A 26,516-nucleotide genomic window follows, 5' to 3' on the forward strand; every position below is an offset into this window, starting at 1 on the left:
TATGATTACTGTAAAAGATAAGGTTCGTTTTGTTGAAACAGATTTGATGGGAGTTGTCCATCACTCCAAGTATTTTAATTGGTTTGAAATGGGACGTGTTGAATATTTGCGCAGTATTGGCATCTCATTGAATGAGCTGCTTGCACAGAATATTGTTTTTCCTATTACAGATGTTTCCTGTAAATATCGGTCTTCCGCCCGTTTTGATGATATTGTCCTGATCCAGACAACATTGAAAGAGGTTTCAAAGGTAAAGATGGTCTTCACTTATGAGGTAATGAAAGAAGCCGACACTACTTTGCTTGCTACAGGCGAGACACAAAATGTTTTTACGGATGGGAAGGGCAAGATTATTCGTTTGCCTGATTGTTATTATGAACCGCTTAGGGAGAGTGTGTAGCTGTTATTTCTATTGAAAAGTAGGTTTTGAAGAGGCTGGTTATGCAATCAGTAGTATAGAAGTTAAAGAAGCTAGACAGAATATTTTTGATAAGCCTAGGGGGTATTTAAGATATTAAGTATGTGGCAGTGTATTTGATTTAGGAATTGGCGGATTTTCCTTTTGACAAAAGAATGAATGTACTGTTAATTAAAGTCTTACGATTCCTGCATCAAAGGATGGAAGCTTTTTATAAATGGAACATGTTATTATGAAGAGATGGAGGCATTTACGTGAATGGATTAATGATAGTACTCTTGCTGGCAATTATTGTTATTGCAGCGGTTTGGCTTTTTATTGCCCAACAAGGGGATGCTGAGTTTGAGTTTTTAGTTAATCAAAGGACGCCCTGGGAAGTGGAAGAGCTTCATGACAATAGCGTGACATTTTCTGCAAAGGTTCCTTTTATTAACCGCGGTAGTCAAGATGGTACGATTATGGATGCTTATACACGGCATTTGCTGCCTTTTGAGCAGTATGATGCTGTGGAGGTATATTCGCGTTTAACGAATGAAGAGTTGTTTCGTACAGATGGTTATTGGGAAGCGGTTATTGTTCCTAAACATACGGGTGGTACGGCTGTTGCAACAGTTCGACTGACTGCAAAAAAAGGCTCTATTGAAAAAGCACTAGCTGATATGGTGGATATGACAGTGGATGTTGTTTATCAGATTGTAGCACGCAGCCCTTGGTATATTTCGAAAAATAGGTTACTGTTTAGTGCAGATGAAGCACGCTTGGCTTTTCAAAATAAGCAGGATCACCAGCGGAGTGAGTAAAGGAGGCTTGACAATGTCGGAATTAGAACTTGTACCAGTGCGTACACGTATTTTAACAGATAAAGATAATATTGTAGATATTCTAGCGCAGTATGTGAAAGATAAAATTGGTCCGAATGATGTGATTACAGTAGCTGAAAGTGTCGTAGCCATTACTCAGGGGCGTTTAACTCGTCCTGAAGATCTTGATCCTTGTTTTCTTGCCAAGGTGCTCTGTCGGTTTATTCCGCAAGAGGGAAGCATGTCAAGTGTTGCCGGTATGCAGGCTGTTATGGATATGGAAGGAAAATATCGCGTGCTCTTTGCTATGATTGCGGGTATCTTCGGAAAACTTTTGGGTAAGAGCGGCGTTTTCTATAACATGGCCGGACGCCAGGCGGCACTGATTGATGATGTTACTGGGACGATGCCGCCTTTTGATAAGTGTCTTGTCTATGGACCGGCTAATGCATCAGAGGTAGCTCAGAGCATTAAGGAACGGCTGGGCTGTTACGGTGCGGCTGTGGCTGATGTGAATGATTTAAAAAGGTCGCTTATTGTGGGAACAAGCGATGGACTGGCTGCGCCGGAACTTGCTAAAATATTAATTAACAATCCTTTCGGTAATGCGAGTCAGCAGACACCCATTGTCATTATAAAAAATTATGCTGCAGCTGCAGCGCATGCACAGGCGTAAGAGGCTGATAAAACAGAGGATAGATTCAACCTATCCTCTGTTTTGTACGTTGTAGGCTTATTTATGTTATTTAAGCTGATAAATAATGAAAGAGGGAATCAAAGTGTGGTTAGGAATTGATGTTGGCGGAACATTTACAGATGCCGTACTTGTAGAAGACGGCAAGGTTATTAGTCAAAGCAAGGCACCGACTACTCACGATGATTTGCTTATTGGTATTTTAGCTGCTATTGATCTTGCTGTTCCAAGTGGCTCGCCATTAGTTATTGAGAGAGTAGCTCTTTCGACAACTGTTGTGACGAATGCCATTATTCAAGGAGCAATTAGTGAAGTTAAGATTGTCCTTATGCCTGGTCCGGGGCTCAATACGGAGGGGCTCTTTCCTGTAAAGCCTGCTCTTGTTTCGGGTTATATCGATCATCGTGGTCGTGTTGTTAAAAGACCCAATGAACAAGAAGTTTTAGCCCAGGCCACTTTGCCTGGCAAGATTTTTGCTGTGGCTGGAAAATTTGCTGTGCGTAATCCTGTCAATGAGCAGCAAGTGAGTGAATGGCTGGGTAAATGTAAGCCGCGTTTGGTCATCGCTGCGTCAAAGGTGAGTGGCTCGCTGAATTTTATTCGGAGAACGAATTCAGCTTATTATAATGCGGCCTGCTATTTTGTTTTTGAGAAATTTGCTCAAGCTATGGAAGAAGCGCTTGCTAAGCGTGCGATTACGGCACCTGTCCATATTTTAAAAGCTGATGGAGGAACACTGCCTTTAGCACTGGCTAAGGACTATCCTATAGAGTCCTTCTTTACTGGACCTGCGGCAAGTGTGCTTGGCGTCATGGCTCTTCAACCATCGATGGCTGACACTATTTCGCTGGATATTGGGGGGACAACAACAGATATTGCTCTGTGGCGTAAGGGGAAACCTTTGTTCGCTGAACGGGGAGCAACCATTGCTGGTTATAATACGGCAGTCAGGGCCTTCCGACTGCATTCGGTGGGGATTGGTGGTGACAGCTATGTCCGACGTGAATCAGACAAAATTGTCGTTGGCCCCATGCGGTTGGGACCCGCTATGGCTGTGGGCGGAAAGGAGCCGACTCTTTCTGATGCCATGATTGCTCGGGGAGATCGCGTCTTTGGCAATAAGGAGGCGGCTATTGCCGCTATGGCGAGTCTTGCTTTGCCGGGGCAGAGTGTTCAAGATGTCGCCAATCAGGTGATTGCGGAAGCTGCCTATATTGTTCGTCAAGCTATTGAGGATACGATTACGGAAGAAATTGCACAGCCTGTGTATACCGTGAATGATATGATTCATCCTGATCCCTTTATGCCGCATGAATTGATTGGTGTGGGGGGGGCAGCGGCAGGCTTTGTGCCTGTTATTGCTAAACAGTTGGGAGTTTCTTACATCGTGCCACCTAGAGCTGAAATTGCGAATGCCATTGGCGCAGCTGTGGCTCGTCCTACAATGAGTTTGACCATGCGGGCTGATACGGCAGAAGGATTTTATTCTATACCTGAATTGCTGTTAAAGCAACCTATTCACAGCCCTCAGTTTACCTTAGATGATGCAAGAAAAATTCTGGCGGATCATTTGCTGGAGCGGGCAAGAGAAGCAGGGATTCGTTCGACAGATCTGGAAGAAGTCTATACGGAAGAATTTAATATGATTCGCGGGTTTAGTACGATTGGTAAAATGATTTCCTGTAGTTTGCAAATTAAACCGGGTGTGCTCATGTATTTTAACGAAGGGCAAGGAGGAGTCAGACATGAATAAGCTCGGACTCGTGTTCTTCCCAGCCTTTGACTGGGCTATTACACCGACTCATCCTGAACGGGAAGAGCGGCTGCTTTATACACGTGATCAAATTGTTGAAGAGGGGCTGCTTGATCTGCCTCAAATTCATGAATATAAGCCGCAGCTTGCTACACTGCGTGATTTGGAACGCGTTCATATTGGCGTTCCTAATCTTAGAAGTCATATTAAAGATGCTCATTTTGTATCGGCAGGTGGAGCCATTACGGCTGCGCGTGCTGTGAAAAATGGTGAAGTGAAACGTGCCTTTGCACTTGTACGTCCGCCAGGACACCATGCAATGCGGATGGTTCATGGTACGCGTGGTTTTTGCACTGTCAATATTGAAGCCATTATGATTGCTCATATGCGTAAACATTTTGGTATAAAAAAAGTAGCTATTGTTGATACAGATGTTCATCATGGTGATGGTACGCAGGATATTTTCTATCATGATCCTGATACGTTGTTTATTTCATTTCATCAAGATGGCCGGACGCTTTATCCCGGCACTGGTTTTACTAATGAATTAGGTGGTCCCAAGGCTTTTGGTACGACATTGAATTTGCCGCTGCCGCCAGGGACGGATGATGAGGGACTGCATTATATGCTGGATCATTTCGTTTTGCCGATTTTGGAGGATTTTCAGCCAGACATGATTATTAACTCGGCCGGACAAGATAACCATTATAGCGATCCCTTGGCAAATATGGCCATTACAGCTCAAGGTTATGCCCGGCTGGCAGATAAACTAAAAGCTGATGTGGCTGTTCTTGAAGGCGGCTATTCCATTGAGGCCGCTTTGCCTTATGTTAATGTAGGTATTATACTTGCGATGGCAGGGCTTGATTATAGCCAGGTCATTGAACCGGATATTTTATCCAAACAAGGAAAGTCCAATCTAGGCTATATGGAGAAATTAGTTCAGCAGCAGTGGACAGTGTGGAAGAATCGCGAGCAACTGGCGAAAGAACAAATCGCCAAATGGGGCGATTATTTCGTGAGACAGAAAAATATTTACTATGATGACAGTGGAATTCAAGAAAAGCAGACCGAAAAAGTGCGGCTGTGTCCTCAGTGCCGTGGTTTTATGACGATTGCCACACAAGCAGAAACGGCTTATTATGATAGTCAGTCGGCTTTTGCAGCGATTATTGAGCAGGATGCTTGTCCGGCCTGTCGATGTGCCGCCAAGGATGCTGTAAGTAAAGAAATCAAATTGGGACGCTATGATCATTATTTTATTCAAGATAAAGAACAAGATACACTGGAAACCATTAAGTAGCAGCGGAGTGCGCTACATACTAGGAGGAATGTTATGATCAGAATAGATGAACGCAGGGAAGATGAATTGCGCAAGATAAAAATTACACGCAATTATTTAAAATATGCTGAAGGTTCGGTGTTAATTGAGTGCGGTGAAACGAAAGTTATTTGTGCGGCTACCATTGAAGACAAGGTGCCCCATTTTATGAAAGGAACTGGGAAGGGCTGGATTACAGCAGAATATTCTTTGCTCCCCCGGTCAACGCAGGTTCGTAATTCAAGAGAGGCGACTAGAGGAAAACAGACAGGAAGAACACAGGAGATTCAGCGACTCATTGGTCGGGCACTGCGCAGTGTCGTTGATTTGAATCTGCTTGGTGAAAAAACCGTTTGGCTTGACTGTGATGTCTTGCAGGCTGATGGTGGTACGCGGACCGCGTCCATTACAGGAGCTTTCATTGCTTTAGTTGATGCTGTGGCTTCTTTGAATTTAGCAGCAGACAAACCTTTTCCTATTCGGGATTTTTTAGCCGCCATCAGTGTGGGTGTACTTGATGAAACGTCTGTTTTAGACTTATGTTATGCTGAAGATTCGCGTGCTGTCGTAGACATGAATGTGGTTATGACAGGCAAGGGACAGTATGTAGAAGTGCAAGGTACAGGAGAAGAACATCCCTTTACGAAGCAGCAACTTCAGCAGTTATTAACGCTTGGTGAACATGGAGTAGCACAGTTGATTGAAATACAAAAAAAGCTTCTCGGGGAAAATGCGGCGAAAGTAGGGAGTTAGATTGGAAAAAATACAAGAAATTATTGTAGCAACACAAAATGCAGGTAAAGTGAAAGAAATTTCCCAGGCAATGAGGCATTTGCCAATTAAAGTTTTGTCCTTGGCCGATTGCGGAACTTTTCCTGAACCAATAGAAAATGGCGGTACTTTTGAGGAAAATGCCCTGCTTAAAGCCCGCTATTATGCCGCGTTAACAGGCAAGCCTTGTTTAGCTGACGATTCGGGCTTAGAAGTAGATAGTCTCGGTAAAGCGCCTGGTGTTTATTCTGCTCGTTATGCTGGTGAGCATGCGACAGATAAAGAGAATAATCATAAATTATTGCAAGCCCTTGCAGCCATGCCGGAAGCCAAGCGGACGGGACGATTTCGCTGCGTTCTTGCCTTAGTTGAATCAGGCGATCTTCATGGGTTCGTGTTGACGACGGAGGGTGTATGTGAAGGCGAGATTTTGCAGCAGCCAAGGGGAGAACATGGGTTTGGCTATGATCCGCTGTTTTTTATGCCTAAGCTGAATAAAACGTTGGCTGAAGTGACTGTTGAAGAAAAAAATCAGATCAGTCATCGTGGGCAGGCTCTTGGTAAACTTGTAGATAAACTTCAGGAGTATTTAAAATGAGAATTGGTATTATGAGTGATAGTCATGGTGATGTTGCGGCCATTCGACGAACATTGGCAGTTATTTCTCCTGTTGATTGTTGGCTTCATGCAGGTGATTATGCGCGTGATGCATTGTTTTTGGCTCAATTAGCGAAATTACCTGTTACGGCTGTAGCTGGGAATACGGACGGCATGCCAACAGCCAAGTGGGATGAATTTATCGAAGTAAGAGGCAAGAAGATTTGGTTAACTCATGGTCATCGTTATCAAGTAAAGAGTGGAATAAGGGAGCTTGCCTGGTGGGGCCATCAGTATGAGGTGCAGTTAGTTGTTTTTGGTCATACCCATGTGCCGCAAATTACGACAGATGGACAGCTGCTGTTAGTCAATCCAGGCAGTGTGGCTCTGCCTGGGATTGGGCGGAAACCGACGATTGCTTTAATCGATATTACGGCGACGGGACAGTTTAGGCCGCGTATTGTTGAAATTGATACAGCAAAAGTGACATAGACCATAAAACAGAGGCCATTGGACCTCTGTTTTGTATTAAAATGGAATTTTTATTTTTACCAAAATAAGTAAGGATGTGTGTCATGAATAAATTATCTTATTTACCTGAGGACTCTATTACTATTCATTACCCTGAAGCCGTCAAGTGGCGGCGTAAACTCCATCAAAATGCCCAAAGTGCCTGGCTGGAATTTTATGCTACGGCTTTTGTTGCTGAAAAACTTTCCGACTGGGGTTATGATCTTAAACTTGGCAGGGATATTATTGCGACTGATCATCAATTGCTTCCGCCTGATGAAGCGACATTGAAGCGGGAGTCCAAGCGGGCTATTGCAGCAGGTGCAATAGCAGACTATGTGGCCAAGGCAGCTGGCGGTTTTACTGGAGTTGTGGCTACAATTTTGGGACCAAAGCCTGGTCCGACTATCGGTTTTCGGTTTGATATTGACTCGAATGATGTGACTGAATCTACGAGTGACAACCATCGACCTTTTGTGGAAGGGTTCTTATCAAATGAGCAGGGATATGCTCATTTGTGCGGTCATGATGTCCATACAGCCATGGGATTATTATTAGCAAAGTATTTTAGTGATAATCGCGATAAAATTCAAGGTAAAATTAAGTTTATCTTCCAGCCTAATGAAGAAAATATGTCAGGTGCTTTGGCTATGGCCGAAAAAGGAGTCGTTGATGACTTAGACTATCTTTTTGGAGGACATGTGGGACTCAATATTACTCAAACGGGTCATATTGCCGTCAATGTGCACAGCTTTTTGGCACTTTCCCGATTTGAAGTCACCTTTTCCGGACGTTCCGCGCATGCTGCTGTTCGGCCTGAAGATGGAAAAAATGCCTTACTTGGTGCTTGTGCGGCTATTACGAATTTATATGCTATTGCTCGTCATAGCAGCGGGGCTTCACGGATTAATGTAGGTGTTGTTAAGGCTGGTGATTCCTGGAATGTTATTCCGGACAAAGCCTATTTTTGGTTGGAAACCCGGGGCGAAACGAATGAAATTAATGACTATATGGTGAAAAAAGCCAAAGAAGTGTTGGCTGGCGCGGCGAGTATGTATGATTTAGAATGTGACATCAAACCGGCTGCAACGGGATTAACAGGAAAAAATGATCCCGAACTCGTTGATTTGGCTACAACGGTTGCGGAAAAGTTGCCATCTGTTCTTAAGGTATGGCCCGAAGTTTCGCTTAATGCTTCAGAAGATTGTACTGTCTTTATGGACCGTGTGCAGTCACATGGTGGCAAAGCATTGTTTGCTGTTTATGGTACACCTACTTATGGAGGCCATCATCACTCACAATTTGATGTGGATGAACGCGTTATTCAAAATGGTGCGGAGTTTTTGTCTGCTTTGTATCATGAGATTATTCGGAGTCATGAAAGTTTATAATAGCAAAATAACAAAAAAAGCAGGAAATGTATCCTGCTTTTTTATTAACCTTTTTTATTTAATAGGAATTTGGTGTGGTTCGTGAAGTGACGGATCTTTTTTTGGTAAAGTAATGAGGAGTACGCCGTCATTGAATTCAGCGGAGATTTTATCTTCGTCAACATTATCAATGAAGAAGCTGCGTTGAAATTGGCCGAATTTGCGTTCACGTCGTACATAATTATCCTCATTCGTTTCCACAGTATCTTCACGTTTTGCTGAAATCGTTAAATAGCTGTCAGCATATTTTAAGGCAATGGCATCTTTTTTGATACCTGGTAAATCAGCCTCAATTTGATAAGCTTCTGTTGTTTCTTTGAGATCTGCGCGGAAAGAGGACCCGAATTGACTCAAGGGAGCAAAAAAGTCTTCATCAAAAAAGTTGTCAAGAAAATGACTGAAATAGTCACCCCGCTTTGTTGGTAATGAACTTCTGTTAAAAGGAACCATGTCAAACATAACCTTAACCTCCTTAAAATGTAGCTGTTTTTTTTACAATTAAAGTATAATATAAAGGTCAATAAAAGTCTAATTTTATAAAAGGTCAAATATAATAAATACTTGTTATTTAGGCCTAATATTCTAATTTAGATAACTATATCTAGTTCTTTTTTTACCGTAGTCGTCCAATCGTCTTTGTGATAAATGATGAAAAATAAGTTGACAAGGATAGGTAAAAAACTATATACTACAACATATATAATTCTATAATGATTTGTGATAGAGGCGCGGTTAGTGAAGAGTATGTTCTGGAGTGGTCAACGGTGAAGGGACAGAAAGGCACATCCGCCGAAACAATAATTTTTGACAAGGATTATTGTTGGTTAGGTTACTGAAAAAGTACTTGACTGTCATCCAAAAGGGGTGGAGTGCTATCTTGCAAAGCTTGGTAATTTGATGATAAGCGGTTGCGAGAATATCTCGCAGCCGTTTCTATTATTTTTAGTGATAATTTAGAGGAGGCAAGATCTATGTCTGTAAAAAAAGTACCATTTTCCCAGGCGAAAATTGAAGAAATCACTAAGTCCTTTCCTACACCGTTTCATATTTATGATGAGCAGGCTATTCGTGACAATGTTCGTCGCTTTCTTGACGCTTTTTCATGGGCACCTGCGTTTAAAGAATATTTTGCCGTAAAAGCTACACCGAATCCTGCCATTCTTGAAATACTTCGTCAAGAAGGTCTTGGTGGTGATTGCAGTTCTCTGGCTGAATTAATTTTATGTGAGAAAGCGGGTATTACGGGCGAAAATATTATGTTTACATCTAATAATACACCGGATGGCGAATTTCAAAAGGCCTGTGAGCTTGGAGCGATTATTAATTTAGATGACATTACGCATATTGAGTTTTTAGAAGAGCAGGTTGGTCTGCCGCAACTCATTTGTTTTCGCTATAATCCTGGACCGCTTGTCGAAAGCGGCAATAGTATTATCGGATATCCTGAAGAAGCAAAATATGGTTTGACGAAAGAACAAATTTTTGAAGCTTATAAGACCGTTCGTGATAAAGGCGTAAAACGTTTTGGTATTCATACCATGGTTGTGTCGAACGAACTTGATACGGCAGGACTGTTGGGAACAGCGAATATGATGTTTGATTTGGCTGTAGAAATTTATCAAAAACTAGGTATTAAATTGGAATTTATTAATTTGGGCGGCGGGATTGGAGTTCCTTACCAATTAGCTCAGCAGCCTGTTGATTTGGAATTTCTCGGTAAAGCGATTCAAGAGGCTTATGAACTAAAAATTAAGTCTGCGGGTCTTCATCCTTTAAAATTAATGATGGAATGTGGCCGTATGATTACAGGTCCTTATGGTTATCTTGTATCGCGAGTGATTCATGAAAAAAATATTTATAAGCACTATATTGGCTTAGATGCTTGTATGGCAAATTTAATGCGCCCCGCTCTTTATGGTTCTTACCACCACATCACAGTCATGGGTAAAGAAAACCAGCCTTGTGATCATGTTTATGATGTGACAGGATCTCTTTGCGAGAATAATGATAAATTTGCTATTGATCGTTCTTTACCACAGATTGAGATCGGTGACCTTGTTGTTATTCATGATGCTGGGGCTCATGGGCATTCGATGGGTTTTAATTATAATGGCAAGCTTCGTTCAGCTGAACTTCTGCTCCAAGCAGATGGCAGTGTGAAACAGATTCGTCGTGCTGAAACATTAAATGACTATTTTGCCACACTAGATTTTGATTGTGTCACTACGAATTTGGCTGCAGCAGCGAAAAAATAACATAGCTATTTGCATTAGAAAAAACCAGAAGGAAGCGCTGAGACTATTGCTTCCTTCTGGCTTTTTTCGCTGTACCTGCATTTGTCAAGTCAGCTAGAGATTATTCTTACTTACAATGATATTATATGCCGAAGAGTGGCGAAAAGTGTTAAACTTAGATTAAGTCATTGTTAAAATGGTTTTACTGTCAAATTGGAAGGGCGGGGCAAAGGTGTTAGAAAAAGTTGATTTGAAGAAGAAGCTGGTCAAAGAGGATTACAAAAAGGTAATTGATGAACTTCGCATGCATGTTGGAGCTTTGCAGCGGCAGGCCAAAGATTTAAACATTCCCGTCAGTATCGTATTTGAAGGCTGGAAGGCCGCTGGAAAGGGTACATTAATTAATGAACTTATCCAGTCACTTGACCCCCGTGGAGTTCAGGTGTTTGCCATTCATGAGCCGAATGATGAAGAGTCTGTCCGACCCTATTTTTGGCGGTTTTGGACGAAGATCCCTTCCAAGGGGCGTATGGCTATTTTTGATCGAAGTTGGTATCAGCGTGTGCTTGTGGAAAAAGTGGAGAAGCAAGCCACCGAGAAGGAATTGCATCATGCTTATCATGAAATTCCTTCTTTTGAGCGACAGCTTGTTGACGAAGGAATGATCGTCATCAAATTCTTTTTGCATATTAGTCGCAAAGAGCAGAAAGAACGTTTAGAAAAACTTTCTGCCAGTGAAGCAACCGCTTGGCGGGTAACGGAAGAAGACTGGACGCATCATCGTGATTATGATGCCTATCGTTGTGCTGTAGAAGAGATGATGGAAAAAACCGATTCGGATTTTGCTCCCTGGCTGATTGTTGAAGCGACAGATAAGCGTTTTGCTACAGTTAAAATTTTAACAGCTGTGGCACAAGCTTTGGAAGCAAGAATTACCAAAGTGTCTTCTAAAAAAGAGTCCACTCTATTGCCAAGTATCGCTTCGGCTGTGTCTTTAGTTGATCTTAAATCATTAAAAAGCTCATTGTTGAGTGAAGTGGATTTATCTGTTACTGTTTCCGCTGACGAATATCAAGAAAAGCTTAAGATGTATCAAAAACGTATTCGGGAAATAGAGTATATTATTTATAAGAAAAAAATGCCTGTCCTTGTTGTGCTTGAAGGTTGGGATGCCGCAGGAAAAGGGGGGGCTATCAGGCGCCTAGCACAAAATATGGATCCTCGTGGGTATACGGTCATTCCCATTTCGGCTCCGAATGATGAGGAACTGAATCATCATTATTTGTGGCGATTTTGGCGTGCCATGCCCAAGCAGGGGCATATTGCTATTTTTGATCGCAGTTGGTATGGTCGAGTTCTTGTAGAAAGGGTAGAGGGGTATTGTACAGAAGGAGAGTGGCGCCGCGCGTATCGTGAAATGAATGAAATGGAAGAACAGTGGATTCATTATGGCGGTACGATTGTGAAGCTTTGGCTACATATTGATCAAGATGAACAACAACGGCGTTTTACAGAACGTCTTTCAAATCCAGATAAGCAATGGAAAATTACAGGCGAAGATTGGCGAAATCGTGAAAAATGGGCACAATATGAAGAGGCAATAGATGAGATGTTTTTTCGAACGAGTACAACCTATGCTCCTTGGACGATTGTCGAAGCAAATTGCAAATCTTATGCACGGCTAAAGGTGTTGAAGACGATCATTAAAGACGTAGAAAAATTTCTTCAATAGAAGAGAATAATAAAAAAATTGTTAACTTTATTCGACAAGAAGCGTTCATATAAGATATAATCAAGTAGGTAGATTTTGAGGGGGGACAACAATGGGATTGCGACTCAAACCCAGTGACGAAGCGTTTTATCAATATATTTCTGAATTAACGGCAATTGTTCGAGAGAGTGCCGATTTGCTGTTTGAAGCGATGAATGAACCGGCAAATGTGGAGGAATTATTTACAAAGGTCGATGTGCTTGAAAAAGATGCAGATAAAATCACGGATAAAATTATTAGTCGTTTAAATGATACTTTTATTACACCCCTTGATCGTGAAGATATTTACGCATTAGCACAAAAAATTGATGATGTTATTGATGGCGTTCAAGGCATTGCCGAGCGCATGACACTTTACAATGCAGGTGCGGCTTCTGCTGGGGCGATAGAACTTGCATCACTCGTCGTAAAGAGTGCTCGACAATTGGAAAAGGCCTGTTCCTATTTACCTGATATGAAAAAGAAGCGTCTGAAGCTTGAGGCGCGTTGTGCCCGGATTGTTGATACTGAATCCAAGGGTGACCGTTTGTATCGTCAGGAAATGGCCAAGCTCTTTCGCGAGTGCAAGGATCCGATTGAATTAATTAAATGGAAAGAGATTTTAATGCTGCTTGAAGATGCGTTAGATGACTGCGAAGGTGTTGCTGATCTACTCAAGGGAGTTCTGCTAAAATATGCCTGATATGTCGATTGTCTTTGTTGTTGTTGCTTTTGCACTTGTTTTTGATTATATTAACGGATTTCATGATACAGCCAATGCCATTGCTACATCTGTTTCTACGCGGGCGCTTGCGCCAAGTCAGGCTATTTTAATGTCAGCTGTTTTAAATTTTGGCGGTGCTATGTTTAGTACAGGTGTGGCCAAAACAATTGGCGGCGATATTGTTCGTTCAGCTGCAGTTGTTACTCAGCCTATGATTGTTACGGCTTTGGCAGCAGCAATTATTTGGAATCTTGTTACTTGGTGGTATGCTATTCCTAGTAGTTCTTCACATGCCTTAATTGGCGGATTAATGGGATCTGTTTTAGTGAGTGTTGGACCTAGTAATTTGAATTTTGCAGGAATTGAGAAGATTGTTCTTTCATTGGTGCTGTCCCCTATTGTGGCTCTTATTACAGGTTATGCTATTATGATACTTATGCTATGGGGATTTGGGCGTTTTTCGCCTTCAAAGCTTAATACGGGTTTTAAACGGATGCAACTGATTTCGGCAGGCCTCATGTCTTTTTCTCATGGGTCTAATGATGCTCAGAAATCTATGGGCATCATTACCTTAGCCTTGCTTAGCGCTGGCTATATACCCGCTTTAGAAGTTCCTACATGGGTGAAACTTGTTTGTGCAACTGCTATGGCTTCTGGTACGGCTATTGGTGGTTGGAAAATTATTAAAACTATGGGCGGTCGAATTTTTAAAATGGAGCCGATTAACGGGTTTTCTGCCGATCTTAACTCAGCGACAGTCATTTTTTCTTCGACGTTATTGAATTTACCTGTTAGTACAACTCATGTTGTGGCAGGATCAATCATGGGAGTGGGTTCAGCCAAACGCATTCACGCCGTTCGTTGGACTGTGGCTAGGCAAATGCTGGTGGCTTGGGTTCTAACTATTCCGCTAAGCGCTCTAACAAGCGCTTGTATTTATCAGCTTGTGATGATTATGTGGCCTTAATGGGTACCGTTAAAAAAGATTTGTATAGTGAAATGAAAATTTTCTGTTTTTAATGCAATGAGCTATTGCTTTTGCTTCTTATTCATGATATCATGTAATCAATAAGTTTCCTGAGGTGTGCGTAACCTCCAATATGTTCAACCTATGCAACATGTACGGGAGTTTAAAGTTAGGATCGCTGTTCAGCCCTCGTGGAAGGGACAACAAAAGCCTAACGGGGACACCCACCTGCGAGAGCGGGCTTTGAACATATGGAGGGACGGTATCATGGGTTCTTCTTTCAAAAAGCAGAGGCAATTGCCTCTGCTTTTTGAGTTTATTTTTTATAGGGGGGCTGAAGTGTTGTTAAAAAGAAGACTTGGTCGAACGGATTTATCTGTTACTGCCATTAGTTTTGGCGGATTGCCATTGCAGCGCTGTACCATGGAAGAAGCCAGTTCTGTATTAGATGCTGTGCTTCAGAAGGGAATTAATTTTATCGATACAGCCAGAGCTTATACGGATAGCGAAGAAAAAATTGGTCGGTACTTAGCAAATAGACGATCAGAATTTTATTTGGCAACGAAAAGTATGGCTCGCGATAAGGTTAGCATGGCGAAAGACATTGATTTAAGTTTGGCTACACTTAAGATGGATTATATTGATTTGTATCAAATACATAATATTAAGACGCGCGAGGACCTTGATGCTGTACTCGCACCAGACGGAGCACTGGAAGCGCTCATTGAAGCTAAGGCACAACACAAGATTGGTCACATCGGTGTAACAGGACATAGTGTTCCACTGCTTATAGAAGCCATTCAGACGGGGCATTTTAGTACGGTGCAGGTGCCGTTTAACTTTATTGAACAAGATCCTTTAAAGGAACTGTTTCCCTTAGCTAAAAAGCTAGATTTGGGTATCATTGTTATGAAGCCACTCGGTGGTGGGCAAATTACACATACCGATCTGGCACTCAAGTGGATTTTATCGCATGACATTACGGCTGCCATTCCTGGTATGGATTCAGTAGAGCAAGTTCAGGAAAATTTTGCGGCCTTAACTGATTATCAGCCACTTACGCCAGTGGAAGTGGCTTTGTTATCCAAAGAAGCGAAAGAGATTGGTCCGAATTTTTGTCGGCGCTGTGGCTACTGTATGCCGTGTACTGTGAACATTGATATTCCTCAGACATTTATTTTTCATTTGCAATATACACGCTATGGCTTGAAGGAGGCTATACCAGAGCGTTATGCCAATTTGCCTGCTAAGGCTTCCGAATGTATTGAATGTGGTATTTGTGAGACGCGTTGCCCTTATGATTTACCTATTCGTGAGCGATTGAAACAAGTTGCAGCTGATTTGGAAAAGTAGAATCAGACATGCAATTTTAATGAGCAAGTTGCCGGTTTTGGGCAGCTTGCTTGTTTTTTGAACAGGATTTTTCCAATACGAACAGAATGTTATGTACATATTGGAAAAATATTTTATGAATCAGTGAAATCGAAAGGAGATAAAATGAAAAATCTACTTACAATTGCTGGATCTGATTCCGGTGGCGGTGCAGGAATTCAGGCCGATTTAAAAACTTTTTCAGCGCATGGTGTATTTGGCATGAGTGTTATTACAGCTGTAACAGCACAAAATACACAAGGCGTTTTTGCTGTTCAAGAGATTACACCGGACATGATCGCTGCACAAATCGATGCTATATTTAATGATATTGAGGTAGCTGCTGTTAAGATTGGCATGGTATCAAATGCTGAGACCATTAAAGTGATTGCAGACAAACTACGTCATTATGGTGCACGCAATATTGTTGTTGATCCTGTGATGGTTTCTAAAAGTGGCTATCATTTGCTGAGACCTGAGGCTGAACAGGCTCTTTCTCAATTTTTACTGCCACTAGCTGATTTGGTGACACCCAATATTCCTGAAGCTGAGGTATTAACAGGCCGGAAAATTGCAGGACTTTTAGATATGGAGCAGGCTGCCAAAGCTCTTTTTGCTCAAGGGCCGAAGCAGGTACTTGTCAAAGGCGGCCATCTTGTCGATGATGCCACAGATATTTTTTATGATGGAATGGAGTTTGTGCGGCTTGTTTCTCAACGTATTGCTACAAAAAATACGCATGGTACAGGCTGTACCTTGTCTTCTGCTATTGCTGCTAATTTGGCTCTGGAATTTTCTGCAAGCCAAGCTGTTCAGATGGCAAAAGACTATGTAACCGTTGCCATCGAACATTCCTTAAGTATTGGCAAGGGAGTAGGGCCAACACATCACTTTTATGATCTTTATCAGAAAGCTGGTTTAATAAAATGAATATAGGCAACGCGAATAATCTTACTTTGCCGCATTTCACATTTTTATGGTTTGGCGCGGCTGTTTCAGTCGCTGAAATTATTACGGGTGGTTTAATTGCTCCACTCGGTTTTGTCAAGGGAGTTCTGGCCATTCTTTTAGGTCATCTTGTTGGCACTACTCTTTTAGCACTCAGCGGCATGATAGGAACGGAGAGTCGGATGCCAGCTATTATGTCTACGCGTATTTCTTTCGGATTGTATGGTTCTTATCTGTTTTCATTGCTCAATGTGTTGCAATTGATTGGTTGGACAGCTGTCATGATTGTATCAGGGGCGCGTTCAGTCAATCAGATTACAAGCACTCTCTATCAATTTGATCACCTTGCCTTATGGATGGGCATTTTAGGGGCTATTATTTTTGTTTGGATTTTATTCGGTAAAGAAGGCTGGAAAAAGCTGAATATGATTGCTGTTTTTCTCCTTTTTTTGCTTACTGTTATTTTAAGTTATGTTATTTTTCGGCAACCGGGGTTGTTGTCTGGTGTAGGCAGTGGGACTTTGTCTTTTGGTGAAGCCGTGGAGCTTAGTGTTATCATGCCACTTTCTTGGCTGCCTTTAATTGCCGATTATACGCGGTATGCTCGTAGTAAAAGCGATGGGGCTATTGGAAGTTGGCTAGGGTATTTTGTTGGCAGCAGTTGGATGTATATTACAGGCTTAGGAGCGGCTATTGTTGCCGGAAATGTCGATCCTGCTGCTATGATGATCGCAGCGCAGCTTGGAGTGTTTGCCTTGGGGATTATTGTTCTTGCAACAGTGACGACAACTTTTATGGATGCCTATTCGGCTGGTGTAACCTTTTTGAATATTTTTCCTAGCTTTGATGAAAAATTTGCCGCTGTTATTATGACAATTGTTGGGACGGTTACAGCCATTTTTATTGATATGGAACAATATGAAAGTTTCTTGTATGCCGTCGGCTCGGTTTTTTCACCTTTATTTGCTATTTTACTGATGGATTATTTTGTTTTAGGTGAAACGCAACTTCATTCAAAGCTGTTGCTTAACTGGGAGGCTTTTATTGTATGGGGAGTCGGTGTTTGGCTCTATTATCAATTTGTTATGTTAGACCTTGTTATGGGAGCGACGATTCCCGTACTTTTTGTAACAGCTATTTTCCATTTGGTAGCAAAACGGCTATTAAATTCTTGGTCAGGTATAAAAAAATACCGAAATATTTAATCGGTATTACGGCGCTATATCATGGCCATATAAATGGGAATTGCGATTACTGCACAAAGCGTTGTAACTGTGACGAGCAGGGCAGTATATTCTGTGTCTGCTTCATATACCTTAGCAAGCACTGTGGCTTGGCTCATGGCTGGTAAGGCAGCTTGAATAACAAAAACTTTTTTCATGAGTTCTGGAATCGGAATAAAGGCTGTAACAAGTACAACAGCCAGCGGTGAGATGATAAACCTGCCTGCTAGTAGGGCGATCATGTCTTTGCTTACTTTGATATTGCGTAATTTGACACCGAACATGGATATTCCAATGAAAAGCATGGATAAAGGCGTTGTCATGCCCCCAAGATATTTGGACGTATTCATGGCAAATTTGGGCAGATGAATGTCAAGAAGAATGAATAATACGGCTGCTGTAAAGCCAATAAAGGGTGGTGAGAAGACCCTTTTGATGGTTGCCACGCTGATGAGTTTGGCAGGAGCCGTTCTCCCATCTAGACTGATAGAATAATTGCCAATTGTCCAAAACAGAAAGGCATTGGCCAGAAAATACACGAGGACATAAGGAAGACTGCTTTCTCCGAATAAAGCCAAGTTGACGGGAACACCGACGAAAACTGAACTTGAACAAAAAAATAGCGAGCGAAAAGTACCCTTTCGCTGAGGTCCTATGTTTAGAACCTGCGAAACGACATAAGCAATAATAAAGCTAAGCAGCATGGATGCAATAGGCACAATGACTCCGGCAAACATGGGTAGAAAAGTTTCTTTGTCAAAAGTGCTGAGTAAGTTCCAAATCATATACGTGGGCAAAGCAACATAGTTTACTAATTTTGGTAATAGACTGGCATTTTCTTGGTTGAACCAACCTTTTTTAGTCAATAAATAACCGAGTGAAACCATAATGATAATACTAATTAAACTTTCAACAGCTTGTAAAAAAATTGAAAATGACAAAATTTTTTTCCTCTTCTCATTTGTGACTTTATTTTAATACTGAAAACGATCTTTTCTATATTATTATAACAAGGATAAATTGATAGAAAAAATAGCTAAAATCTTTTTCTCCTATAGGAAAAAACTATATAAGAGGCTAAATTTGTGGATATAAAACAGCTTAAGTATTTTCGCATGATTGCGGAAGAGGAAAATATTACAGCAGCAGCAAAACGTCTGTTTATGGCTCAGCCGTCATTGAGTCAGCAGCTCAAGTTGCTTGAAAACGAATTAGGTGTGCAGTTAGTTGAACGAGGCAGTCGAAGGATTCGGTTAACTGAATCCGGTCGGTTGTTGCATGAACGTGCAGGTCAAATACTCGATTTACTCCAGACAACTGCGACGGAAGTAAGGGAATTGCATGAAGGTTATCAAGGTACTCTGGCAATCGGAACGATAGCTTCTTCTGGTGTGACGCTATTACCCGGCCTTATTCGTGATTTTCACGAAAATCATCCTTACATTAAGTTTGACTTGCGGGAAGGGGATACACATGCCATTTTAGAGCTTTTGAATAACGGTATCATTGAAGTGGGCATTGTACGATCTATTTTTGACTTAGCTTGTTATCATTGGATCAATCTGCCGCCTGAACCTATGATTGTTGCGATGTCTGGGAAATGGAACGTTTGGCGGAAAAAAATTCCGATATCACTCCATGAATTGGCAGACAAGCCATTATTGGTACTTCGCAGCAATGAATCTCTACTTAGAAAATGTTGCCAAGACTTAGCGTTCGAACCACTAATTCTTTGTATGGGTGATGATGTTCGCTCTTTATTAGTTCTTGCGAACGAAGGAATCGGCTTAGCTCTTGTTCCGAAGTCTGCTCTTGGTTTAGTTCCCTGCCATCAGTTAAAATACAGAGAAATTATTGATTCTCCACTGGTGATAAAAAAAGTCGTTGTTTGGATGAAGCAGAGGTACTTGTCCACTGCAACCAAGCATTTTTTAAGTACCCTTCTTTCCGATGATATGCAATTGACATAAGTATATGTAAAAAGCCGCTTGTGGCAGTAATTTCTATACTGCTACAAGCGATTTTTTTCTATTTTGACATGAGAATTTTACTGTGATTCAATTAAAAGTATTGAAAATGGTTTAAGAAAGTTATGGATTGGCATAACAAATAGGTATTGGCAGATGAATTTTCTTTGGTATACAATGAAAAGCATCAAATATCAAAAGTAAATATCAAAGCCAATGAAGGCCAAGAGATCCATGAATTATATGGATTCTTGGCCTTTTGTGTCATTGAACTGGCGGCTGTGTTTTTTTTAGCACAGTAACTCAAAAATCTTTTAATAAAGTTATCAAGGTGCATCAACAATGGTTATTTTATTTATCTTGCATTAAGAGATATAGTATGAATAAAGATTCTAAATTTAATAATTAATTTGGAATTTTATAAAGTTAATATTTATTTTGGTGGATGATTTATGAAATGTTTTTTGGTATATTCAACGAATGCTCGCACACTTGGCAGCTCTAAATAGATATTGCGGTATACTAACCAAGTGCGTCGGACAAGGGGAGTGCCATTAGCTAAGTACAAATTTTGGGTATATAAGTTGTCATAGCTTTTCAAGCCGATTTTAGGCATGATAGACCAGCCTAGTCCGTTGAGAACCATTTGCCGACAGGTATCTAGACTGTCAACTTCGATTGTTGTTGCTGGAGGACAAGAAAATGTTTGATGCCACCATTCGTCAATTTGTGTTTGGATTGCTGTTTTGGCAACAATTCTCCGATTTTTCGGCAGGTCTTGTAATTTCAAAGATTTACTGGAAACAAGGCAAATTGGATCTTCATAGAGCAAATGTTTTTTTTCATCCCAGTGAAAATCTCCCCGAAGAATGGCTAGTGAGACCTCATCTTTTTGTAACATACGGTTGATTTTAATGCTGTGACCTGTTTTTAGGGAGAATTCGACATCTGGATAAAGTTCAAGAAAATGTTTGAGCAGTTGCGGCAGTTCATAATGGGAAAAAACAGAAGAAACTCCTAGAGATAAAGAGCCAAGAATATTTTCATTCATACCTTGAATGTGTTCCTTGACCTTTTTAAATTGGAGCAGCGTTCCTTCTGCATAGCGAAGAAATTCTTCTCCCTGCGGTGTTAATACCACGCCATTGGGTACTCGGAGTACGAGTGTAGCTTTAATTTCACGTTCCATGTTTTTTAAACGGCGAGTAAGCGCAGGCTGGGAAATAAACATACGTTCAGCAGCTTTGGTAATGTTTCTTTCTTCAGATAAGTTTTTTAAAATAAGTAAATCAATATGATCCATTGTAGAATACCTCACTCTAAGTATTTATAAGGTTGTGGAAAGTACTCTTGAGTGCTTGCTTTTTCAGAAAAGATTCATTTTATATTTCGTTATTCTTATGGCAAATCCTTGTTAAAGCTATTCTATCACACTATGTTTGACAGGAGGCATTAAGAGTTATGAAAACAGCACTGAAACATGATTTTGGTGAAATTCTCAATCGTAGCGGAACGGATTGAAAAAGCACGTAAGATTATAGTAAAAACAAAGGGAGGTTAGCAAATGATTGGAGTAATTGTTTCAGTTCTTGTTATTGTCTGGGTTGTTTATGCCATGATTATAAAAAAATACAGAGCGCATGCGGTACTGTTTTTAGCAGGATTTATGCTGCTTGCAGCATCGTTAGCTTTAAATTTAGGACCGCTTTTGCCGGCTAAGGACGCCACTGGTATAGCGTGGCTGGATATGTTTAAGACAGTGACCAATTTGCTCCAGAATCGTACGGGTACTACCGGAATGGTTATTATGGCGATTGCTGGGTTTGGCAGTTATATGGATTATTTAGGAGCCAGTAAAGCAATGTTTGCTATTTTGGGGGCTCCGCTAAAAAAAATACGTTCGCCCTATGTTTTACTTGTTGCAGCTTTTTTTCTAACACAGATATTGGTATTGTTCATACCAAGTCATAGCGGTCTTGGTCTGCTTTTAATGGCGACGATGTATCCGGTATTGATTCGGGTAGGAGTAAGTAAAATGTCAGCAATTGCTGTGATTGCCTGCTGTCAGTTTGTTGATCATGGACCAGGCTCTCAAGCTGAAATTTATGCTGCACAGGTTTGCGGACTTGATCCGGCAACATACTTTGTAAATTATCAATTGCCGATTACCATTCCAATTATTCTTGCAGTAGCTATAACACACTTTTTTGTACAGCGCTGGTGGGATAAAAAAGAAGGATTTGTGCCTGGACAAGCGCTTGAAGAAATCGAGGAAATAGACGAAGAAAATCGGCCACCTTTGATTTATGCGTTACTGCCCATTGTTCCATTTGGTCTTATTATGGGTTTCAGTCCGATTTTTAAATCTCCCATAAAGATGGACGTAATTAGTGCAATGCTTATTAGTTTGTTTATATCGTTAGTATTTGAGTATGTTCGTTTGCGAGATGCTAACGCTGTTATGGAAAGTCTTATGGTTTTCTTTAAAGGCATGGGGAAGTCGTTTGTTACCGTTATTTCGATGATTGTTGCCGGTGAAACCTTTGCGGCCGGTTTATTAAAAATCGGCACGGTAGATACATTGATTAAAGCGGCCCAGGATGCGGGATTGGGTGTCCATTTTATGGTTGTAGTAATGAGTCTGTTAATGGCATTATCTGCTTTTCTTCTGGGGTCGGGTAATGCAACGTTCTTTTCTTTTGCGCCGATTGCACCTAGGGTGGCCCAATATCTCAATATAGATATTGTTACTTTGTTACTGCCGATGCAGATTATGACTAGCTTTGGTCGGGTGGTATGTCCAATAGCTGCACCCATTATAGCCATTGCCGGAGTCGCAGGAGTATCTACTTTTCAAATTATTAAGAGAACGGCCATTCCGATGTTGGTAGCAGCGATTGTAAATATTGCGGCAAATTTCATCGTATTTTTGAAATAACTAACTGTTTCTTCAGGAGGGAATTTTGTGGCCAAAATATCGCTTTCAGAAAGAATTGCAGAGTATACTTTGCAATTTTCACTAACAGATGTACCGCAGAAAGTACAAGAGCATGCCAAGTTAATGATAACAGATGCTTTGGGAGGAGCCATGGCGGCTTATCATTTGAAACATGCGGTAAGTACCCGAAAGGTGGCGGAGGATTTTGGCAGTCGTCCCGAGAGCACTTTATGGGGGACTAGGAAAAAAGTGGGGATGGCAGATGCAGTACTAGCAAATGCGGCCCTTATTCATGGTATGGATTATGATGATACACATGTTGGCGGGGTTGTCCATCCGAGTGCCAGCGTTGTTAGCACGGCTTTTACAGTAGGAGAGGCAGTTGGGGCTACTGGTGAAGAAATATTAGCGGCTATCATTTGCGGCTATGAAATCATTATTAGGCTGGCACTTGCAGCTCGGGGCGGGTTTCATGATCGTGGCTTTCATGGTACGGGAATAGTGGCTCCCTTTGCAGCCGCTTGCGTTGCAGCCAAATTACTTAATTTTCCACAACACGTGCTAGTTCATGCGCTGGGAATTTGCGGCAGCCAGGCAGCTGCACTGCAGGAGTTTTTACACGATGGTTCATCGGTGAAAAAGATTCATCCCGGCTGGGGCAGTCATGCAGCTATTTATGCTTTGATGCTGGCCAAGGGAGGCTTGACCGGACCGTACGAAGTGCTTGAAGGCGGTTATGGGTTGTATCAAACACATCTTGGCACGGTGGAAGGGGTGGTAGAGGCATTCGCCGATTTGGGGCAAAAATGGCTGACTACGGAAATTGCGGTGAAGTTATATCCATGCTGTCATATGATTCATTCTTTTAGTGACTGTATTTTTGCACTTCTTACGCAGCATAAGTTTAGTGCAAAAGATGTCAAAGAAATTGAATGTCGTATTGAAAAACGTTGCTATCATATCGTATGTTCGCCGGAACAAGCTAAAAAACGTCCGGCTTCTGACTATGGGATGCGCTTTAGTTTGCCATATATTGTGGCGATGTCAGTACTTACAGGTAAAGTGAGTCCGCTGGAAATTGACGAACAACACATGAAAAATCCCGCGGTAATTGAATTAATTGATAAAATCCGCTGTGTGGAAGATGAAGACGTTAAAAATCCTAGCCATTTTCCTGGGTGGATAAAAGTTACACTTTATGACGGTACTGTGTATCAGCAGGTGCAGAAATACGAACGTGGGGCGGCAGAAAATCCTATTAAACAGCAGGCTGTCATTACAAAATATAACAATAATGCTCTAATCAACTTATCTCAGGAGCAAGTAAAAAATATATTGGATAGAATTACTCACCTAGATAAGTTATCTAATATTAGGGAACTGATTGGTGCTTTAGTTATTGAATAGAGACAATAACTAAGCTATAAAGTAATTTATGATAGAGGAGGAATTACGATGAAGTATAATTTCGATGAGGTAATTAATAGAAAGAATACGCAGAGTTCGAAATGGGACAATGTGGGGGCTCGTGTGGGGAATAGTAACGCGTTGCCTATGTGGGTGGCTGATACTGATTTCCGGTGTCCCCAGCCTGTGGTAGATGCCGTAAAGGCTAGAGCCGAGCATATGATTTATGGTTATCCGTATACAGTTCAGGAATTCAAGGAAGCTACTATTAACTGGATAAAAAAACGTCATGGCTGGGAAATTAAACCGGATTGGATTGTTTTTGCTACAGGCATTGTTCCGGTATTTAACACCATGATACAGGCTTTTACTGAGGTAGGCGATGAAGTTATCATTCAAAGACCCGTCTATCATCCATTTGGTTTTTCTATTGTTGATAATGATCGTGTAATAAGCGATAACAGTCTGATTTATGAAAATGACCAATATCGTATTGATTTTGAAGATTTGGAAAGGCGGGCAGCCAGTCCCAAAGCAAAGTTAATGATATTGTGTAATCCCCATAATCCAGTTGGACGTGTTTGGACGAAGGAGGATCTGTTAAAAATTTCTGAGATTTGCTTGCGGTATAATGTCATCTTAATAAGCGATGAAATTCATTCCGATCTTATTTTCTTTGGTAATAAACATATACCAGTAGCTTCTTTAGATGAAAGATATGCCATGAATACAGTTTCTTGCTATGCACCATCTAAAACATTTAATATAGCCGGGTTGCGTGGTTCTGGTATTGTGGTTCCCAATCCCAAGTTGAGAAAAGGTTTAGAAGAACAGTTTAAAAAAAATAGAAGTATCCAGCAAAATGTCTTTGCGTTGCCTGCGTACATTGCGGCTTACAATGAATGTGAAGATTATCTGGAGCAGCTGGTTCCTTATTTAGAGAATAATGTTGATTTTTTAGAGCATTTCCTTAAAACCAAAATGCCGAAAATTAAGCTTGTGAAGCCGGAAGGTACGTATTTAATGTGGTTGGATTGCTGTGAAATGGGTCTTAGCGGCGATGCATTGGCTGATTTCTTTATTAATAAGTGTTTGGTCGCTGTTAATCGCGGAGATGGTTTTGGTCCGGAAGGGGCTAATTTTGTTAGACTGAATATTGGCTGTCCCCAAGCTACATTGGCGCAGGGACTTTGTCAAATACTTGAGCAATATAAAATATGGGAAAAGAGCCAAGCGGTTCAATAATCTTATTGAAGTTTGTGGCTGTTATTATAGGGCTTTTATATTAATAAAGGAGAGAATAATATGACGATAACGACTCGACTAGCTGAATTTTTTTGCGAGTTAGAGTATGAAAAAATGCCTAAAGATGTTGTTGAGAAGGCAAAGGAAAATTTAATTGATAATTTGGCGGGGGCTATTCCAGCTGTTCATGTTGAGGATGTCAAAGGAATTACTGATGAATTAAAAAAGTATGATAAACAGGAAGATTGTGTTCTGTGGGGTACCAATCAGCGGGCTTCGGTACAAAATGCAGCTTTAATTAACGGGATTGCGGCACATGCCTTGGAAATGGATGATTTTCATCCGCAAGGTAAAATTCATATGGGGACAGTCGTCATACCAGCCGCGATAACCTTAGGGGAAAAACGCAAAATTTCCGGTAAAAAATTAATCACTGCTTTAACAGCAGGCTATGAGACTGGCATTCGTATTGCAATCGGTGCCGGGACGGCTTCACATCGGTTGCATGGTTGGCATGCTACTTCATCGTGCGGTATCTTTGGCGCTGCAATTAGCTCCGCAAAAATACTGGGTCTTTCAGTCAATCAGACTGTATCAGCGTTGGGCTTAGCAGGTACGCAAGCAAGTGGATTATGGGCATTTTTGAAAGATGGCGCAAACAATAAAAAGCTTCACGGCGGGCATCCGGCCAGCGCCGGTATTACTTCGGCAATATTAGCTAAGGGAGGTATGACTGGCCCCAGTTATATTTTGGAAGCTGAAGATGGTGGATTTTATCGAGCCACATCGGATGAATATAACTTTGCTAGTGTTACGGAGGGACTCGGGGAAAAATATAATGTATTACGCGTAGGCCGCAAACCCTATGCTTGCTGCCGCAGCATGCACTTATCAATTGAAGGGGCTTTGGAATTAGTCAAAGAACATAAGCTCAATGCTGAAGATATTGAAAAAATTGATGTTTATACCTATGAAATCGGTGTAAAGCAATGTGGTATTTATCCGAAACCGCAAAATGTATTTGAAGCTAAATTCTCCATTCCATACGGTATTGCTGTTGCATTTCTTGATGGTGGTGCGGGAGTTGCGCAATTTACTGAGCAGCGGATAAAAGACCCGGCAATAATGAATTTGTGTAGCAAAATTGATGTTCATGTTTCAGACGAGTATACGAAACATTATCCGGCAAATTGGGGATGTGAAATGCGGGTGCGGACTAAAGATGGCCGCCAGCTGACTAAAGTGGTGTGGAATGGTAGGGGCGGTCCGGAAAATCCGATGACAAGGGAAGAACTGTCTTCAAAATTTAGGTGCCTAGCAGGGGAAGTACTTTCTGATAAGCGCATGGATGAAATTATTAGCACCATATACAATTTAGAACAGGTGAAAGATATCTCAGAATTAACTGCTTTACTTGTACCATAAGCAGATGATACTGCTTGTTTAAC

General features: G+C 41.3%; 24 protein-coding genes, 1 other RNA gene and 1 riboswitch. Of the genes, 22 read left to right on the forward strand and 3 right to left on the reverse strand.

What is annotated here, in order from left to right:
- The first annotated feature begins 1 nt into the window (after position 1).
- The 9 genes from Ga0466249_RS21400 (at position 2) to Ga0466249_RS21440 (ending at position 8,255) form a co-directional block, all read left to right on the forward strand.
- Positions 2–400 (forward strand): acyl-CoA thioesterase, encoded by a 399-nt coding sequence (locus Ga0466249_RS21400; protein WP_215831526.1) that lies wholly within the window; start codon positions 2–4, stop codon positions 398–400.
- A 272-nt stretch (positions 401–672) separates the two neighbouring features.
- Complete coding sequence (locus Ga0466249_RS21405; protein WP_215831527.1) at positions 673–1,218, forward strand: hypothetical protein; 546 nt, start codon at positions 673–675, stop codon at positions 1,216–1,218.
- A 13-nt stretch (positions 1,219–1,231) separates the two neighbouring features.
- Positions 1,232–1,894 carry a coenzyme F420-0:L-glutamate ligase gene (locus Ga0466249_RS21410; protein ID WP_215831528.1) on the forward strand — a complete coding sequence of 221 codons (663 nt, stop codon included), beginning with the start codon at positions 1,232–1,234 and terminating at the stop codon, positions 1,892–1,894.
- A gap of 103 nt (positions 1,895–1,997) precedes the next feature.
- Complete coding sequence (locus Ga0466249_RS21415) at positions 1,998–3,665, forward strand: hydantoinase/oxoprolinase family protein (protein WP_312889817.1); 1,668 nt, start codon at positions 1,998–2,000, stop codon at positions 3,663–3,665.
- Positions 3,658–4,968 carry a histone deacetylase family protein gene (locus Ga0466249_RS21420; protein ID WP_215831530.1) on the forward strand — a complete coding sequence of 437 codons (1,311 nt, stop codon included), beginning with the start codon at positions 3,658–3,660 and terminating at the stop codon, positions 4,966–4,968. The genes Ga0466249_RS21415 and Ga0466249_RS21420 overlap by 8 nt, the downstream gene beginning before the upstream one ends.
- Positions 4,969–5,001: 33 nt before the next feature.
- A complete protein-coding gene (gene rph / locus Ga0466249_RS21425) occupies positions 5,002–5,739 on the forward strand; it encodes a ribonuclease PH (protein WP_246588946.1) in 738 nt (245 codons plus the stop codon).
- Between the two features lies 1 nt (position 5,740).
- Complete coding sequence (locus Ga0466249_RS21430; protein ID WP_281422691.1) at positions 5,741–6,355, forward strand: XTP/dITP diphosphatase; 615 nt, start codon at positions 5,741–5,743, stop codon at positions 6,353–6,355.
- Positions 6,352–6,846: a metallophosphoesterase gene (locus Ga0466249_RS21435; RefSeq protein ID WP_215831531.1), complete on the forward strand. Its 495-nt coding sequence runs from the start codon at positions 6,352–6,354 to the stop codon at positions 6,844–6,846. The genes Ga0466249_RS21430 and Ga0466249_RS21435 overlap by 4 nt, the downstream gene beginning before the upstream one ends.
- A gap of 83 nt (positions 6,847–6,929) precedes the next feature.
- Entirely contained in the window at positions 6,930–8,255 is a 1,326-nt protein-coding gene (locus tag Ga0466249_RS21440) for an amidohydrolase (RefSeq protein ID WP_215831532.1), read from the forward strand.
- Between the two features lie 54 nt (positions 8,256–8,309).
- Here the strand turns inward: Ga0466249_RS21440 and hsp18 are convergent, their stop codons facing one another.
- Positions 8,310–8,753: a heat shock protein Hsp18 gene (gene hsp18 / locus Ga0466249_RS21445; protein WP_215831533.1), complete on the reverse strand. Its 444-nt coding sequence runs from the start codon at positions 8,751–8,753 to the stop codon at positions 8,310–8,312.
- A 254-nt stretch (positions 8,754–9,007) separates the two neighbouring features.
- Positions 9,008–9,177: riboswitch (Lysine riboswitch) on the forward strand.
- A gap of 88 nt (positions 9,178–9,265) precedes the next feature.
- Between hsp18 and lysA the strand changes: the two genes are divergently transcribed.
- From lysA to cytX, 8 genes are all read left to right on the forward strand, one after another.
- On the forward strand, positions 9,266–10,549 hold the full coding sequence (gene lysA / locus Ga0466249_RS21450; RefSeq protein WP_215831534.1) for a diaminopimelate decarboxylase: 1,284 nt from the start codon (positions 9,266–9,268) through the stop codon (positions 10,547–10,549).
- A gap of 211 nt (positions 10,550–10,760) precedes the next feature.
- Complete coding sequence (locus Ga0466249_RS21455; RefSeq protein ID WP_215831535.1) at positions 10,761–12,260, forward strand: phosphate--AMP phosphotransferase; 1,500 nt, start codon at positions 10,761–10,763, stop codon at positions 12,258–12,260.
- 91 nt (positions 12,261–12,351) lie between these two features.
- Positions 12,352–12,981 (forward strand): DUF47 domain-containing protein, encoded by a 630-nt coding sequence (locus tag Ga0466249_RS21460; protein WP_215831536.1) that lies wholly within the window; start codon positions 12,352–12,354, stop codon positions 12,979–12,981.
- The gene (locus Ga0466249_RS21465) at positions 12,974–13,969 is read left to right on the forward strand and encodes an inorganic phosphate transporter (protein WP_215831537.1); all 996 of its coding nucleotides are present in this window, start codon (positions 12,974–12,976) and stop codon (positions 13,967–13,969) included. Before Ga0466249_RS21460 ends, Ga0466249_RS21465 begins: the two co-directional genes overlap by 8 nt.
- Positions 13,970–14,073: 104 nt before the next feature.
- A non-coding RNA gene (gene ssrS / locus Ga0466249_RS21470) (6S RNA) lies at positions 14,074–14,247 on the forward strand.
- A 64-nt stretch (positions 14,248–14,311) separates the two neighbouring features.
- Positions 14,312–15,322, forward strand: coding sequence for an aldo/keto reductase (locus Ga0466249_RS21475; RefSeq protein ID WP_215831538.1), 1,011 nt, complete (start codon positions 14,312–14,314; stop codon positions 15,320–15,322).
- Between the two features lie 144 nt (positions 15,323–15,466).
- Positions 15,467–16,270, forward strand: coding sequence for a bifunctional hydroxymethylpyrimidine kinase/phosphomethylpyrimidine kinase (gene thiD / locus Ga0466249_RS21480; protein ID WP_215831539.1), 804 nt, complete (start codon positions 15,467–15,469; stop codon positions 16,268–16,270).
- Positions 16,267–17,493, forward strand: a complete 1,227-nt coding sequence (cytX, locus tag Ga0466249_RS21485; protein WP_215831540.1) for a putative hydroxymethylpyrimidine transporter CytX — start codon at positions 16,267–16,269, stop codon at positions 17,491–17,493. Before thiD ends, cytX begins: the two co-directional genes overlap by 4 nt.
- A gap of 14 nt (positions 17,494–17,507) precedes the next feature.
- Here cytX and Ga0466249_RS21490 read toward each other — a convergent pair whose 3' ends face one another.
- Entirely contained in the window at positions 17,508–18,452 is a 945-nt protein-coding gene (locus Ga0466249_RS21490) for an AEC family transporter (protein WP_246588947.1), read from the reverse strand.
- A 144-nt stretch (positions 18,453–18,596) separates the two neighbouring features.
- On the opposite strand from Ga0466249_RS21490, the gene Ga0466249_RS21495 reads away from it, so the two are divergent.
- The gene (locus tag Ga0466249_RS21495) at positions 18,597–19,481 is read left to right on the forward strand and encodes a LysR family transcriptional regulator (protein WP_215831541.1); all 885 of its coding nucleotides are present in this window, start codon (positions 18,597–18,599) and stop codon (positions 19,479–19,481) included.
- Positions 19,482–19,911: 430 nt separating this feature from the next.
- Here the strand turns inward: Ga0466249_RS21495 and Ga0466249_RS21500 are convergent, their stop codons facing one another.
- Positions 19,912–20,781, reverse strand: coding sequence for a LysR family transcriptional regulator (locus Ga0466249_RS21500; protein WP_215831542.1), 870 nt, complete (start codon positions 20,779–20,781; stop codon positions 19,912–19,914).
- Between the two features lie 261 nt (positions 20,782–21,042).
- On the opposite strand from Ga0466249_RS21500, the gene dcuC reads away from it, so the two are divergent.
- From dcuC to Ga0466249_RS21520, 4 genes are read left to right on the forward strand one after another with little or no spacing between them, the layout of a single operon-like run.
- Positions 21,043–22,416, forward strand: a complete 1,374-nt coding sequence (gene dcuC / locus Ga0466249_RS21505) for a C4-dicarboxylate transporter DcuC (RefSeq protein WP_246588948.1) — start codon at positions 21,043–21,045, stop codon at positions 22,414–22,416.
- A gap of 27 nt (positions 22,417–22,443) precedes the next feature.
- Positions 22,444–23,823, forward strand: coding sequence for an MmgE/PrpD family protein (locus tag Ga0466249_RS27590; RefSeq protein WP_215831543.1), 1,380 nt, complete (start codon positions 22,444–22,446; stop codon positions 23,821–23,823).
- Between the two features lie 48 nt (positions 23,824–23,871).
- On the forward strand, positions 23,872–25,068 hold the full coding sequence (locus Ga0466249_RS21515; RefSeq protein ID WP_215831544.1) for a MalY/PatB family protein: 1,197 nt from the start codon (positions 23,872–23,874) through the stop codon (positions 25,066–25,068).
- A gap of 60 nt (positions 25,069–25,128) precedes the next feature.
- Entirely contained in the window at positions 25,129–26,493 is a 1,365-nt protein-coding gene (locus Ga0466249_RS21520; protein WP_215831545.1) for an MmgE/PrpD family protein, read from the forward strand.
- The last annotated feature ends 23 nt before the right edge of the window (positions 26,494–26,516 follow it).

The organism is Pelorhabdus rhamnosifermentans (genome assembly GCF_018835585.1).
GTDB lineage: Bacteria > Bacillota > Negativicutes > UMGS1260 > UMGS1260 > Pelorhabdus > Pelorhabdus rhamnosifermentans.